At 44.8% G+C, this 14,352-nt stretch carries 16 protein-coding genes; 8 read left to right on the top strand and 8 right to left on the bottom strand.

All coding sequences use genetic code 11. The features are described from left to right. The first annotated feature begins 36 nt into the window (after positions 1-36). The 3 genes from VIC_RS08080 (at position 37) to VIC_RS08090 (ending at position 2,612) form a co-directional block, all read left to right on the top strand. Positions 37-1,023 carry a cytochrome-c peroxidase gene (locus VIC_RS08080; RefSeq protein WP_006958959.1) on the top strand — a complete coding sequence of 329 codons (987 nt, stop codon included), beginning with the start codon at positions 37-39 and terminating at the stop codon, positions 1,021-1,023. Positions 1,024-1,257: 234 nt separating this feature from the next. After that, positions 1,258-2,247 (top strand): hypothetical protein, encoded by a 990-nt coding sequence (locus tag VIC_RS08085; protein WP_039951628.1) that lies wholly within the window; start codon positions 1,258-1,260, stop codon positions 2,245-2,247. Positions 2,248-2,267: 20 nt separating this feature from the next. Then, entirely contained in the window at positions 2,268-2,612 is a 345-nt protein-coding gene (locus tag VIC_RS08090) for a hypothetical protein (protein WP_006958961.1), read from the top strand. Positions 2,613-2,618: 6 nt separating this feature from the next. Here the strand turns inward: VIC_RS08090 and VIC_RS08095 are convergent, their stop codons facing one another. The 3 genes from VIC_RS08095 to VIC_RS08105 all read right to left on the bottom strand — a co-directional run bounded on the left by VIC_RS08095 (position 2,619) and on the right by VIC_RS08105 (position 4,896). Next, on the bottom strand, positions 2,619-2,927 hold the full coding sequence (locus tag VIC_RS08095; RefSeq protein ID WP_038162375.1) for a hypothetical protein: 309 nt from the start codon (positions 2,925-2,927) through the stop codon (positions 2,619-2,621). Between the two features lie 77 nt (positions 2,928-3,004). Further along, on the bottom strand, positions 3,005-3,775 hold the full coding sequence (locus tag VIC_RS08100) for a substrate-binding periplasmic protein (RefSeq protein WP_006958962.1): 771 nt from the start codon (positions 3,773-3,775) through the stop codon (positions 3,005-3,007). 92 nt (positions 3,776-3,867) lie between these two features. Then, complete coding sequence (locus VIC_RS08105) at positions 3,868-4,896, bottom strand: AraC family transcriptional regulator (protein ID WP_006958964.1); 1,029 nt, start codon at positions 4,894-4,896, stop codon at positions 3,868-3,870. Positions 4,897-5,045: 149 nt separating this feature from the next. Here VIC_RS08105 and VIC_RS08110 point away from each other — a divergent pair, with 149 nt between their 5' ends. Together VIC_RS08110 and VIC_RS08115 are read left to right on the top strand one after the other, a co-directional pair. After that, positions 5,046-6,059, top strand: a complete 1,014-nt coding sequence (locus tag VIC_RS08110; RefSeq protein WP_039951768.1) for a DUF2804 domain-containing protein — start codon at positions 5,046-5,048, stop codon at positions 6,057-6,059. 17 nt (positions 6,060-6,076) lie between these two features. Next, positions 6,077-6,925 carry a sterol desaturase family protein gene (locus VIC_RS08115; protein WP_006958969.1) on the top strand — a complete coding sequence of 283 codons (849 nt, stop codon included), beginning with the start codon at positions 6,077-6,079 and terminating at the stop codon, positions 6,923-6,925. A 38-nt stretch (positions 6,926-6,963) separates the two neighbouring features. Here VIC_RS08115 and VIC_RS08120 read toward each other — a convergent pair whose 3' ends face one another. Together VIC_RS08120 and VIC_RS08125 are read right to left on the bottom strand one after the other, a co-directional pair. After that, positions 6,964-7,428 (bottom strand): hypothetical protein, encoded by a 465-nt coding sequence (locus tag VIC_RS08120; protein ID WP_006958971.1) that lies wholly within the window; start codon positions 7,426-7,428, stop codon positions 6,964-6,966. 11 nt (positions 7,429-7,439) lie between these two features. After that, positions 7,440-7,775 (bottom strand): DUF805 domain-containing protein, encoded by a 336-nt coding sequence (locus VIC_RS08125; protein ID WP_039951631.1) that lies wholly within the window; start codon positions 7,773-7,775, stop codon positions 7,440-7,442. Between the two features lie 187 nt (positions 7,776-7,962). Between VIC_RS08125 and VIC_RS08130 the strand changes: the two genes are divergently transcribed. Beyond that, positions 7,963-8,997, top strand: a complete 1,035-nt coding sequence (locus VIC_RS08130) for a helix-turn-helix domain-containing protein (RefSeq protein WP_006958973.1) — start codon at positions 7,963-7,965, stop codon at positions 8,995-8,997. A 14-nt stretch (positions 8,998-9,011) separates the two neighbouring features. Here VIC_RS08130 and VIC_RS08135 read toward each other — a convergent pair whose 3' ends face one another. Further along, positions 9,012-9,758 (bottom strand): helix-turn-helix domain-containing protein, encoded by a 747-nt coding sequence (locus tag VIC_RS08135; protein ID WP_006958975.1) that lies wholly within the window; start codon positions 9,756-9,758, stop codon positions 9,012-9,014. Between the two features lie 22 nt (positions 9,759-9,780). After that, positions 9,781-10,242: a carboxymuconolactone decarboxylase family protein gene (locus VIC_RS08140; RefSeq protein ID WP_006958977.1), complete on the bottom strand. Its 462-nt coding sequence runs from the start codon at positions 10,240-10,242 to the stop codon at positions 9,781-9,783. A gap of 275 nt (positions 10,243-10,517) precedes the next feature. On the opposite strand from VIC_RS08140, the gene VIC_RS08145 reads away from it, so the two are divergent. Further along, the gene (locus VIC_RS08145; RefSeq protein ID WP_006958982.1) at positions 10,518-12,158 is read left to right on the top strand and encodes a methyl-accepting chemotaxis protein; all 1,641 of its coding nucleotides are present in this window, start codon (positions 10,518-10,520) and stop codon (positions 12,156-12,158) included. Positions 12,159-12,297: 139 nt separating this feature from the next. Continuing rightward, complete coding sequence (locus tag VIC_RS08150) at positions 12,298-13,029, top strand: substrate-binding periplasmic protein (RefSeq protein ID WP_006958984.1); 732 nt, start codon at positions 12,298-12,300, stop codon at positions 13,027-13,029. 61 nt (positions 13,030-13,090) lie between these two features. Here the strand turns inward: VIC_RS08150 and VIC_RS08155 are convergent, their stop codons facing one another. Further along, positions 13,091-14,290 (bottom strand): hypothetical protein, encoded by a 1,200-nt coding sequence (locus VIC_RS08155; RefSeq protein WP_006958986.1) that lies wholly within the window; start codon positions 14,288-14,290, stop codon positions 13,091-13,093. Between the last annotated feature and the right edge of the window lie 62 nt (positions 14,291-14,352).

Genomic DNA, 14,352 nt, shown 5'->3' on the forward strand with positions numbered 1-14,352 from the left:
GGTGAGAATAAACCATCACATCAAAAGGAATTCATAATGAAAACACTATTAGCAGTGAGCATATTGTCAGTCTTAACTTTCAACGCACACGCTCAGCGTCAGAACAGTGAACCAATCAAAGTCATTGAGCCCGCCACAGGGTTAGACAGTCAAAAAGTGGAACTCGGAAAAGCCCTATGGTTTGAACCTCGCTTATCCGCTTCTAATACCATCTCATGTAACTCATGCCACAACTTAGCCAAAGGAGGCGTAGACAATTTGCCTAGTTCAATCGGCCATAAATGGTCCATTGGGCCGATAAACTCACCGACGGTTTTTAACTCTGATTTGAATTTTGTTCAGTTTTGGAATGGACGTGCAAAAGATCTTCAGGAACAGGCTGCCGGGCCTATTGAAAACCCTCTGGAAATGGCGTTTAGCCACCAGCTCGCGGTAGACACCCTACAATCCATTCCGCAATATCGCGATTGGTTTAAACAAGCCTACAACGCCGACACCATAACCATCACCGAAGTGACGGATGCTATTGCCACATTTGAAAAAACGCTTAGAACACCTAACGCCCCATTTGATTTATGGCTGAAAGGTGACGATTCCGCTCTCTCAGCGGCACAGATTGAAGGCTATGCGTTGTTTAAAGCCAAAGGCTGTACCGCTTGCCATAGTGGCCCGCTTGCTGGTGGACAGATGTATCAAAAAATGGGGCTGGTTAAGCCTTATGAAACGAGCAATCCAGACATCGGACGCAAAGCCATTACAGGTAAAGAGTTTGATAAGTACGTATTCAAGGTGCCTACGCTGAGAAACATTGAGCTGACTTACCCGTACTTCCACGACGGTTCCGTTTGGGACTTAAAACAAGCGGTAGAAATCATGGCAGACATTCAATTGGGTCAAAAACTCACCAGTGACGAATCTGGAAAAATCACTGAGTTCCTGAAATCACTCACCGGTGAACAGCCACAGGTGACGCTGCCGTACCTGCCACCATCAAGCAACGAAACGACACGACCGAATATCTAGAGAAATAAAGAATTTCAGAATAAAACAAAGGAGTCGCACTGGCTCCTTTTCATTTTTCTCAATAACAACACCAATTTATAAAATTGATGGAATTTAAGTCACAATTCATTGATGAATCTAATGCTAACTTATACATCAGTTTCGCTACCGTATGTTCAGTTCTGACGTATAAACCTTGTTGTGTTGTCTGGCTTATCTCAGGATCTCCACCTTGCTTGGTCTTAGGAGAATAAAATGATAAGGATTTGGTTGATCATTGCTTCGGCAATTTTACTCTCAGCTTGTCAATCTACACCACACAACGAAATCGGGGCTTTTGCTCAAGCAACACAAGAAATTACCTTGCAAGTCGATGAGGTCATCGTCGAAATTAACCAAAGTCATATCAACAAACAACTCATGGATATCGCCACGCAACATGGTAGTGGTCGAGAACCATTGACTAGAGAGACATTGCAGTCAGTCACTCCTCTCTTTGATCAGTCAGCTCAAAAGCAAGTGGCTATCTATCGTGCCAATCACGCTTTGAATCGCTACGCTAAAGGACTTCAAGCGTTAAGCGGTGCCGTTACTCAGGCTGATATCGATATTGCGGCCGCTGAGCTAGCCAGCGCAATGAACGGGATGAATACCAGCTACACTCTTCTCACCAACAACGACGATCTGTTCCAACCCAAAGACATGTCGATTGTGGCAAGCGCTGTTGCTGCAATGGGTACCTCCATCGTTGAAAAACAACGTCAGGAATCCTTGAAATCTGTCATTACTCAGGCCGATGAAAAAGTGAACCTCATTACCGATGAGTTAGTCATCCAATTGGCGGATTCAGGCATGGAAGAGCTGTTGGTATCGAGCAGAAGTACCCACCTAAAACACGCACTTAGGGACTATAGTAAACGATCTTCCAAACAACCGATGACATTCGAACAGAGCTACAACGAGACTCAGGCACTGTACGAGCTGTACACCATCATGTCCCAGACCAAGCTCTCACTACACCAGACCCGACAAGCTATCAAAGCCGTCAAGAAAGCACACAATAGCATCACCAAAGAAGTTCAGGCGGACAGGTTTAACAGCAAAGGCATTATCGCCATCGTCGGCGAACTGAAAAATCAGTGGGAGCGATACGACGACTTCCGAGACGTTGTCACCAGTTGTGAGAAGGGCTACGAGCTAACAGGGGATGACCCTCGCTCTCAAGTTGTGGCCTGCAAACCCTGATATTTTGAAAGGAACCGAATATGGCAGAACTTCCTGAAACCAATCGCCGCTTGAAGGCCGATATCTTGTCGACCATTCTCGAACTCGATAAGCGCTATGAGTTGGAAATGAATGATCAGCTTGCGCTCAACCTAAACAATGCCAGTGCTGAGCTTCACCTGCGGTTGGCTCATATCATTCAAAACCAGCTAAGTGGTACCTCTGCTGAGTTTGACGCGGCATTACAGAGTCTTAGTCGGCTTGCGCAACGCTGCAATGACAAAGCTGATTCATTGGATAATACGACGGAAGTTCTTGGTTCGATAACCGATGCCCTTGATAAGGTAAATAAGCTGGCAAAAAAAGCAGCGAAACTGATGAGTTAGCAATAACTACTTACTGAGTAGTGTTACGCATTCATCAAAAGAGGGGTTGTCACCTGTTCCGATGTCCCATAGCTGCTTAGCTGCGTAATGGGAAAAATTAGGGTCCGCTGGAAACATCGCCTGTCTCAAACGTTTCTTATTAAGATAAAGAACCTTTATTTCTTTTAGTTCTGGCCCAAGAATGTGCCTCGAGTTAGCACATATTTCCGCGAGCCCTTCATATGCATAAGCGTTAACTTCAGCCATATTAATGGTGGCGAATGCATGTGTCGGAACAGCCATAGTGATTAGGATTGTCTTGATGTATTTGTGCATAACTACGCCCTTGCTAGGTTATAGGCCGTAAGTAAATTAAACATTTTGAGTCCCCTAACCTATGTCCAACAGACGAATTAGTCGTTGCTTTGTATCGTTTGTAGAAACTCGGCTTCTGACTGCATGATTTCCTTGTACTCGCCCGTTTCGATGAGTTGCTTTAAACCTGCATTGAATTCACTAACCAGTAATTGACTGCGTTCACTATCAAATCGACTGAATATCACAAACATGTCATCTTCAAGTAAAGGTTTGGAATCTAATTTTATGTATGGCCTTAGTTCTTCAGGTACATAGTGTTTAATGAGGTACAAGCCCCTTTCAACGCCAGTTGGATAAGCGTCTAATCGCCCCTTAGCAATTTTTTGAAAATTGGTTTCTTCTGAGTTGTTAATGTTTACGTAGATACCAAGCTGCTCCATAAAATAGGTCGCGTGATACCCTTGCGTAGCGCCAATTTGATACTTATTTAGATCTTTGGCTTCTTGCCATGAAAACAGTATGTCTGAATGATAAAAGAACTGTACACGTTGGCTGAAAAACGGCTCTGAATAGATAAAATCCTTGATTCTGTCTTCGTTTTTCATCCAAGGGAATGAGCCATCAAATTCACCGCGAATCGCATATTGATAAGACCGCACCCAAGGGTAGTACTCTAACTCGACAGCATATCCGCGAATTTCGAATGCTCTTCGCACCAAAGTTTCTGAGATCTTCAATTCTGGGTCAGAGAGAGAGCTGGTATATGGTTCCCAGTCTCCCACCGCAAACCGAACCGTCTTATCACTGGCAAACGCTGAGAATACACACAGTGAAATGAGTAGAGAGATAAGCCCGAGCAAATTCATAAAAACACAACTATCAATAAAACAATATTAAGTGTAGTTGCAATCTAAATGATTGAAGGGGTTCCTGGCTTCTGAGTTAAATAGCACCTAGATCACAGCGCTCTAAAGCAACTCGGTGCCTTTCCGGACCAGCGCTTGAAACTTCGCCTGAAATTGGCGCTGTCACTGTATCCAAGCCGAAAAGCAATTTCTTCTATCGTCAAATGTGTTCTTACCAAAAATTCTTTAGAGAGCTCAAAGCGAACTTCATCAACAAGCTCTCGATAACTGGTTTGCTCCTGCGTGAGCAACCTTCTTAAAGTCCTAACCGAGCATCCATGCTGGACGGCAATGTCATCAATAGAAGGGAACATACCAACACTCTGATAGAGAAAGGCTTTGATCTGATTACTTAATCGTGTAGGTGATTGCAATACCGCCATCACGGATTCACAAGAATGGAGGTAGGCACAGAGCAAATCTGAATTATGAGAAGCCAACTGCCAATCCATAACGTTCGCTTTAAAAGTTAGCACGCACCGAGGCTGTTCGAATATTACATTACAACGGAAGCGGTCTGCGTAGTGCGTTGCGTAATCAGGTTTTGAGTATGGCAGCTCCAGCTTCTGTAACACCAGTTGCAGCCCGGTCAGTTCAAGAAACAAAGAGGTAATAGAACTGAAAAAATACTCTGTACAAAAAGGAAGTAGCTCACCAATCTCCAAGTCATTTTCAATCTCGATTGATGCGGTCTCATCGTCGCGGGATACTCTTACAGAAAAAACAGGGCCATTGAGATCAAGATATTTAAACCCTGCTTTTATCGCCTCAAAGACGGTTCGACTACTCAAAACCGCGTAACCGAGAATACCAAAATGGCTCAATGTCGCCCGCTCGCCAAGCAACAAGCCTAGACCAATATTGGGGAAATACTTCTGTACATAGTGGAACAGCAAAAGCTTATCCGAATAACTGATATGGCTTTCTTGGCTATGCCAGTCTATATCACTTAAGCCAGAATGGTTTAGTAAGCTATCCGCATCTAGCCCATATTCCTCTACGACACTAAGCAGTAAAGAGATATCTAAGATCCCCAACTGATATCGATGATCAACAGGCAGATATTCTGCGATGACTTCCATGTCTATTCCTCGTGTAATCCAACATTCAGGATAACGGAGTTTACCCTCTCCAATCGTGACAGTGATTCACTTTATGACCGAAAATGACCTGTTTAATAACACTCAAACACGTAACACTGATTGAAATGTTATTGGATTGTGAACTTATCATGATACTTAGCCAAACTGCTCCTGAATACCTTATCCATTCAAATGGAAAGCCGTGTTTTGGTCATTTCGATGGTGTGCCAAAGCAATTGGGAATCCACCGCTTCGAATACCGTAATAACATGGATCGCAAAGTCGGTAAGCTAAAAAAGTACTTTCACTACAAGCAGTTTCAATTTGTCAGCATAACTACACCACGCTATGTGATTGGCCTGGCCATAGCAGATATTCGCTATGTCGGTTCTGCATTTTGTTATGTTTACGACGTCCAGACAGATACTTTGGTAGAGCAAAACTGGTTAAGGCCTCTGAATATCGACAAGCAAATGTCCCTATCTCCACATGAAGGCTACAGCCATATCGCGGCCAAGAAACTAGCGTTTGAGATTACTTACCCCAATTGGCAGGTCAAAGCCAACACCGAGTTATTACAACTCGATGTTTCGCTCCAACCGCCAAGCAGCAGCTTGCCGCTCTCACTTTGCACGCCTACTGGCTATAACGGCTGGACCTATACCAAAAAGCACAACGCGCTGGCCGTTAAGGGAAACATTACGGTAGGTGGAAACCAGATCGACACTTCTCTCGCGTTGGGTGGCTATGACTTTTCGGCGGGCTATATGCGACGCGAGACGAGTTGGCGATGGGCAAGCATCAATGGATGCAGTGACAAAGGCAAACTTGGTCTCAACTTGGCCGCTGGAGTTAACGAAACGGGCAGTCATGAGAATGCTTTGTGGATTAATGAAGAGCGGCACTTACTAGGGGCTGTCCACTTCCATTTTGATCGCCAAGCAACACAAAAGAAATGGCGTATTTTCTCTGATGATGGTCGAGTCGACTTGACTTTTACTCCACTCAACAACAGAAGTGAAAAACTTAACTTGTGGGTTTTGCAGAGCAACTTCCGCCAGTTTATCGGCTACTTTTCTGGCTTTATCAAAGATGAAAACGGCGTACTTCATACATTAGAACAGCAACTTGGTTTAACCGAAGATCACTTCGCTCGCTGGTAACATTTTCGGAGCTTTATATGGATTTCAATACTCTTATCGATAACCCTGAATGGCTTCTGATGCTATTAGCGCCTCTTTTCATTGGTTTGATGTTGGCTGAGTACTTTATCGGGCAAAAGCGAGGCCATCTTCCAGAAAACTCAGCCTATTTTATTCCGGAAGTATTATGTAACTTTGCTCTCGCGGGCATGCATCAACTAGCGGACCTGTTAACTGGACTTTTAATCATTCAACTTTACATGTGGTTGTTTGGCTGGAGACTGATGGACATAGAAATGGGTGTTGCGAGCTTTATTGTTCTGCTCATACTGCAAGATTTCTTCTATTACTGGTTCCATCGCGCCAGTCATCGCATTCGCTGGATGTGGGCTGCGCACGTTGCTCACCACAGCTCTGAACGCATGAACTTCAGCACTGCTTTTCGACAAAGCTTAATGTATCCCATTGCAGGGATGTGGCTATTCTGGGTTCCTCTTGTGATCATCGGATTCGAGCCCAAATGGGTCATTTTTGCCGTATTATTAAACTTAGGTTTGCAGTTCTTCGTCCACACACAATGGATTCGCACTCTTGGACCATTGGAATATCTGTTTAACACCCCTTCTCATCACCGAGTGCACCATGGTCGTAACCCTCAGTACATCGACAAAAACTACGCCGGTGTACTGATTATCTGGGACAAAATGTTCGGTACCTTTGAACCTGAAGTTGAAACTGTACGCTACGGTGTCACAAAACCTGTCGAGAGCTTCAACCCGCTGGTAGTTACATTTAAGGAATGGGGAGATCTCTTTCGCGATGTACGCCAGAAGAAATTATCTTTTCGGCAAAAACTGCGCCTTATATTCTCCCCACCCAAAGACTAAAGAACACTTGCTCCTGATAAAAGCGCTACCTTCGCTCTTTATTGTTGGCAGAGCTCACTGCGTGTATCACCCACTAGCCAAGAAACCCAACGCCTTCTTGAGTTAAAGACAAAAGCTTCATGAAGGCTGATGCCATCAACAATCCAGCCATCCGCTTCGCCTTCGCCAAACTCAGTGAACCTCCACTCTTTGCTGTTAACTCGCTCCCCTTGGGTAAGAGCCTCATTCAGTTTTTTACTCATGACAATCATCGTCATACCGCTCGCACTGCCGATACTCAAACCAGAATCAGCGATTCGACCTATGGCAACTGGGATTTTCATCGTACAGTGGTTGCCAGTTTGGTCCACCCAAGTGTAACTTCCCTCACCCACGCGACCGCGTAACCAAAGTAGTTGACCCGATGTCATATCATTAACTTCCAATACACCAATCGCATCTTCTGGAAAAAGATGGGGGTCTTCATCCGCTATCACTTGATAAGCAAATATAAGCGCGCTCAAAAGTATCCACCTCATAACAAGAGCCCTCTATTATTTATTGGCAAGCTGCTTTGTTGGCTGAGCAGATATGTGAACCAGAATGGTCCAATAGCCGGAATAAAAAACACCAATCCCCATAAGCCAGATTTACCAATATCATGCATACGCCTCACGATTAATGCGACGAGCGGAATGAAACTTGCGACACTATAAAGCACATCAAACCAAGGCAATGAAAAGCCTACATCCAAAGCAATAAGCACCATACTTACTGCCATGTGTACGATTACGAACATCCAAAATTCTCGCCTTGAAGAATGGCCAGAAAAGTCCAAACCTCGTTGCCACGCCAGCCAATAGAAATACATTGTTAATCTCCCCAACACGTAAAATGAGTCTCTATTCTGAGTTCGAAAGGGTAATAAATACGTCCTGAAACTGGTTTTAGGACGTCCTGATACCAGTTTTGGTCTAGTGTGGGCTTCTAATTCAGTTTCATATCGCTATGCTATGACGAATTCAGAAACTATATTCTTACCCAACTCAGGACCAACTATGCTCGCGATTCCCGTCCCTTTTGTTGTATCACTGCTTTTAGGACTGCTGGCAGTGACCTTGTATTTGGGTAACCGAGAGCAAGCCAAATTTGCTTGTGGCTTTTTAATTTTATGTGCCTTAACCACAGCTATAGTTGGATTGAGATGGACCTTCCAATCCCCTCTATTCTTAATTGCTCAACCAATATTCGCAGCTTTGATTCCCATCTCAGCGTGGTACGCGTTTGCACGCACAGGGGACTGGCATTTGAAATCAACATACAAGCATGCCTTAGCATCCATAGTTGTGGTGCTTTTTGTCTTCACCCAAACATTATGGCTTCCACCTCTCGATGAATTGCTAACGGCTATCTACCTTTTTTACGGTATTGCATTAATGAGGGGGGCGTCAGACCAGGATTTGTTGGTTAACGTAACACTGGGACGTTGGGAAGGCGTTCAAAAGGCAAGAATTGTAGCTGGGTGGATGCTCATTTTTTCCGCCCTTATTGATGCTTCTATCTCGCTCGATTTTGCCTATAACCGTGGAAATTTAACGCTTTATATACTGACGCTAGGGCATCTAATCTTGTTACCCGTACTCTCTTTGGCCGTTGTTATCACAGGAATAAACACGACACCGAGTCCTGATGAAACTGACCCTGAGCAAAAGTCGCCAGTGCCTCAACCTGTTATGTCTGAGCATAGAGCAAGGGAAGTTACAGCATTGTTGAATGAAAAGATCCTAGAAAAATCCCTCTATCTAGACCCAGAACTGACGCTCTCACGATTATCTCGCATTATAGGTGTCCCAGCTAAACAGATATCGACGGCCGTCAATCAGGTACATGGAAAGAACATATCAAAGCTGGTCAACGAATATCGCATACATCATGCGCAACAAGCCCTTGCTGAAACCGATGAATCGGTGACACAAATTTTGATGAACTCCGGTTTTCAGACCAAATCCAATTTCAATCGAGAGTTCAGTCGCATTACCGGAACAAGCCCGAGCGAGTATCGAAAGCAGTTAAAACAAAAAGATGGCGAATAACCTAAGAGCTCGAGTCATTTTTGTTTTAACCTGCGACTAAATTGCCCCGGAGTAATCAAGGCGAAATTTTTGAACTCTCTCGTCATATGCGCTTGATCGGAAAAGCCTTGATAGGCGGCCAGTTCGGCTAATGAGAGTTCTGGGTTGTCTCTCAGCTCTTGAATGCTGGCGTGGACTCGACGAAGACGTTGGAAATGCTTTGGGCTCATACCCACCCAATGTTTGAATTTACGTTCTACCTGCCTTTGGTTTTCTCCAAAGCTCTTGCCTATCTTGCCATCCTGCGCAAGATGAATCAGTTTAGCTCTCTCTTCATCCTTAGCTATTTGAGATACGGCTTCCGAGCACCAATCCGTCAGAAGCGCTATTCGCTTGGTATGACTCTGGTACTCGGATAGTTGCTTGCCCAAAGCCTCTGGAGGTTGAAAACAAAACACGTCTTGATGGCTTTCTCTATTTGCTTCAACGAGCTCTTCCAAGAATGAAAACTGCATACCTGGATGAAAACGGACGCCACAAAGCTGAGCCTCGCAGGAAATCGTGATGTTCTTAGTGACTCTGCTATATGGCTGATACATCACGCTTTCACCATATGTTTTGCCTTCTAAACTCACCTGCCCTTGTAGTACAAACATCACCCCAGAGCCTCCATCGCAATAGAGAGGTTTGGAGACAGCTTGCCCACAAGACACTTTAGCCGACCATATTGCCTGAATATGGTCGGCTAGCAGGCCGTCTGGATTGACTATTTCAAAATCCATTTGTTGAGCAATGCTCCTGTCGTTATTCTGCCGACAGACTGCCTATTTCAGGCTTGAACGTTTTGGCAATGCGATTCCAGCTGTTAATTGCATTTATAGCCAGCGTGAGGATAACCAATCCCTGTTCACCAAACATGTTCAGTGTTGCCTGATACGCACTTTCGTCGACATCGCCACCTTTTGTGATACATTCAGCCCAATGTAGCGCAACTATTTCCTCATCGCTATATTCAGGCATATCCCGCCAAGCATTAAGCCCGATCAGACGAGAGTATGACTCTCCTTGCTTTAATGCATCTTTGCTGTGCATATCAATACAAAACGCACACTGGTTAATCTGCGATACGCGAAGCTTAACCAACTCCCATATTGCTATCGAAAGCGTGTTTTGTTGCTCAAACTGGGTGCGAAGGTAATTTTCCTGCTCCATCAGAATTTGGATGCCTTCAGGTGCGGCGTTGAAGTAATTAAGTCTTGGTGTCATATGGGTATCTCCTTGTTTGATACCGATAGACTATCTGTTGCACCAAGTGAAATATTGAATATTTTCGACATCTGCAATGAGCCACAGCCCCCACACAAACTGAAGTTTCATGAATAGAGTTTCCTCTTCTTCCGGTCATATTCATGAAATGAATTGTCCAAATCTTCTAAACTGATATCTTAGTGGCTTTACAGCCTTAAAAAATCAATAAGATAACAGCCTGGGCTTAGGTCAAGTTCAACATATCTAATCAAATCCAAGCAGGAGAAAGTGCAATGGATTACCTCTCAACACTGAAAGTGAAAACACGGCTAGGGATCGGCTTCGGCATCTTAGTCAGTTTGATGGTGACGCTAACCGTTCTGGGTATTCAGAAAGTAAATTTCATCGATATAGTGCTTTCGGAAATGACAGACATTAACTCGGTAAAACAACGCTATGCCATCAACTACCGTGGGAGTGTTCACGACAGAGCCATCGCGATTCGAGATATCGCCATCGCACGCAACCCTCAGGAAATTTCCGCATTAGAACAAGAGATTAAAGAACTGGAAGATTTTTATCGTGAGTCCGAGCAAAACATGCAGGCCATGATAGCGAAAGGGGTGATGTTTACCGCCGAAGAACGCCAGATTCTCGCCCACATAGATCAAATCCAAGCCAAAACACTCCCTCTTGTACGCCAGATCATCGCTGATAAGAAAAACGATCAAGTGATGACAGAAGTTGTTCTCGATCAGGCAAGACCCGCTTTTATTGAATGGCTTAACACCATCAACCAGTTTATTGATTACCAAGAGAACCTGAACCAAACCCTGACTCCTGAAGCTCGTGGCGAAGCTGGCGGTTTCCAAGACTTGATGCTTCTACTGACCGCTATTGCGCTAGCGATTTCTGTCGTTGTCGGTATTGCTATCGAACGTAGCTTCCGCAAGTCTCTGGGCGGAGAGCCCTATGAAGCACAAAGTGCTATCCGCTTAATGGCAGATGGCGATTTGACTCACAATTACGGCGAACGCGTCAGTGGCAGTATTCTTAACTCTCTCTCTGGTATGTCGACGAAGCTCACTCAAATAGTCAGTAACATCGTGTCTGCTTCAGGTCAGTTGGTTGAACAAGTCGATGAAGTGGCAGATGGCTCAAGCCGTGTTTTGCGCTCTGCGCAGCAGCAAGCCAGCTTGACTCAAGAGACAGTAGACAAACTGGACAACATGCGTCACAGCATTGACCAGATTGCCCAAGTAACAACACAGACAGAAAACAACTCTGTCATGACAACAGACAACGCTCGCAGTGGTCGCGAATTAGTGTTTGATGTCGCAGCAGAAATGGAAAATATCTCTGCAACGATCTTTGCGACTGTAGAGCAAGTTAAGCAGTTGGAAGCTCGCACCAAAGACATTGGTGGCATCGTTAACGTGATCAGTGAGATTTCAGAGCAAACCAACCTACTGGCGCTGAATGCCGCCATTGAAGCAGCGCGTGCTGGAGAGTCCGGTCGTGGCTTTGCGGTTGTCGCCGATGAGGTCCGAAGTCTGGCTCAACGAACCAATGATGCAACCTCGCAAATTGAGTCAATGATCAACGAAGTTCAAACTCAAACTGCTGCCAGCGTAATCGCGATGGAAAATACTCAGCCTCAAGTAGAAAAAGGCAAAGAGAAAACTTCTCAAGCCAGCCAATTACTGGTTGATATTGAACATCAGGCCGAAGATACGCTTAGCCATATCCGTGACGTCGTCCAAGCAACCAATGAGCAGGTAGAAGGTGTCAGAGACATAGCAGCGGCTATGGAGCAAATTTCGAGTATGTCGGATGACTCTGTTAACTCCATGGAGAGTAACGAAAACGCTGGCAGAAAGCTCAATCAGCTCGCCAACCAACTCAAACAGGAAGTGGGCTTCTTCAAAATTTAACCCTTCCCCTATCGAACCGAGAACCTCAGACACAAGTCTGAGGTTTTTTCTATGTATACCCTTTCATTTCAGCCTTCATCCGCCTTCAGGTAAATATTGTCTATGCTGTTAAAGCAGCAACTGAGATAAGGAAGAGTCAATGCACAATCTGAAACTGATGTTCTTTAGCCTGATGTTATTAGCGTTACCAGTCCGTGGAGATGTCCTCACTCTCACTTCTCTGGAATGGCCTCCATACGCTGGAAGAAGTCTCGATTCTCAAGGAGCTTCCGTAGCCGTTGTCAAAGCGGCTGTTGAAGCAATGGGGCATGAGCTGACCGTAGAATTTTACCCTTGGGAACGAGCCGTTCACCTTGCCAAGAATCAAGCCAAGTACGCTGGTTACTTTCCTGAGTACTATTTTGAGGCATCCGATCTAATCTTCTCAGAACCGATAGGAACAGGCCCTCTTGGCTTCGTTGAAAACAAAGCTAATCCGATATCATGGAGCAGCTTGCAGGACTTAAAATCGACCAAAATTGGCGTGGTTCGTGGTTATGTCAACACCGAAGAACTCGACAGCATGATTGCCAGTGGCGTTCTTCAATCTGAAGCAGTAACCAGCGACAGTCAAAACCTGAAAAAAGTCTCAGGCCAACGTATCCCTCTCGCTGTAATAGACAGTAATGTTCTCAGCTATTTATTGGCCAGTGATAAGAGCCTCAAAGGAGCGAAGGACAAGTTACAGATGAACGCCAAACTATTGGAAGAAAAACAACTATTCATCGCATTTGGCAATGACGAAACTGGCAAGAAATGGAAATCGATCGTTGACCAAGGATTGAAAAAGATCGATGCCAATCAAATTATGTCTGATTACTTCAATAAATAACCTTTGTGTGACGTAAGCAAATGGGAACGTTGCTCCCATTTGCCGTGTGTACCGACCAGAATCACAGATAACGACGACTGATCGCTGTCCATTCCCTATCACCTATTTTCTCACTTACTGCGTTAACAAAATCTGGAGATAAGCGTCCATCAGTTTCAAAGTTCAATTGACTCATCAAACTGTCTAGACTTGAGCCGGTGTGATTCAAAGCGGAATCCAACTCATACCAAAACGCAGAGCCTTTAAAGTAAAACAACGGGTAATATTGACCTGCACCTTGTTCATTGTAGAGGCGGTTTGCTTCAACCAAGCCTGTTTTTGAGAAAGGAAACTTTTGAGCAAAGCTAAGCCAGAAACGAGTTGGCTCATCCGCAGAATAAGGCGTTGTTTGTAGTGATTTTATCGCGTAGTACTCTGCAAGGCTTTCCGCAGCCCAAGTCGGCCTGCTGGCAGAATCTAAAACATGGACCGACTCATGCGCAGCAATCTTAAGAAGCATCTTCAGTGAAACTGGTGTGAGTTTTCCTTGCTCTAGCCAGGCATTAATCAAAATCATGTTCTGACCAGCGGCTCCACTTAAACTCCCTGATGAGCGGTCCTTTTTGAAGAACGCCATCTGCCAGTCTTGCCGCTGTGTATTAGAGAATACGCTGTTCAAGTAACGTAGCGATGTATCCAATACCGGTTTCCATTGCTCTACTTGCAGCATCACTTGAGGCGCATCGCTGAAAACGGTCACTTTCTTATCATTAATGTTTAGTTCTGTACTTTCCATTCCCCAAACAACAAACAATGGTGGCTCTGATAACTCAGGAATCGTCTGGCAGTTCCGCTCAGGGGTACAAACGCGAATCTCGCTACTCCCTTTCACGCGCGGCAGCGAATTCCACTCACTAATGAAATACCACCCCTCATCAATACTCCGGCTATCAATTTGTTGTGAGATATCCATACCCTGTTCAGACGTGTGTTCCATTTTCAACGACCATTGAATCTGCTGGCATTTCTGAGGACTAGATTGGTCTAAAGCCGTGATCTTACCCGAAGGCAATTGGCACGATATCAACGGCTGGACCGCACTGGCTAAAGCACGAGCAGGTATTATCTCTACTTGCTCTAAACCACTCGTGTCTGCTGTGACGATGACTTTATCAGAATCATCAGGATCAACAGATAATTGATACGTCAGAGACGGTGCAGCGAACACCCCAGTTGACGCAAACAAAGCCAAAAAGAAAAAAGCATCTTTGAAGTTAAACATAAACGAGTGGAGTTGGAGAATTTGCTAGATAGGACATCCAGTGCATAAATAAAGTTCGACCA

The organism is Vibrio coralliilyticus ATCC BAA-450, assembly GCF_000176135.1.
Classification (GTDB): domain Bacteria; phylum Pseudomonadota; class Gammaproteobacteria; order Enterobacterales; family Vibrionaceae; genus Vibrio; species Vibrio coralliilyticus.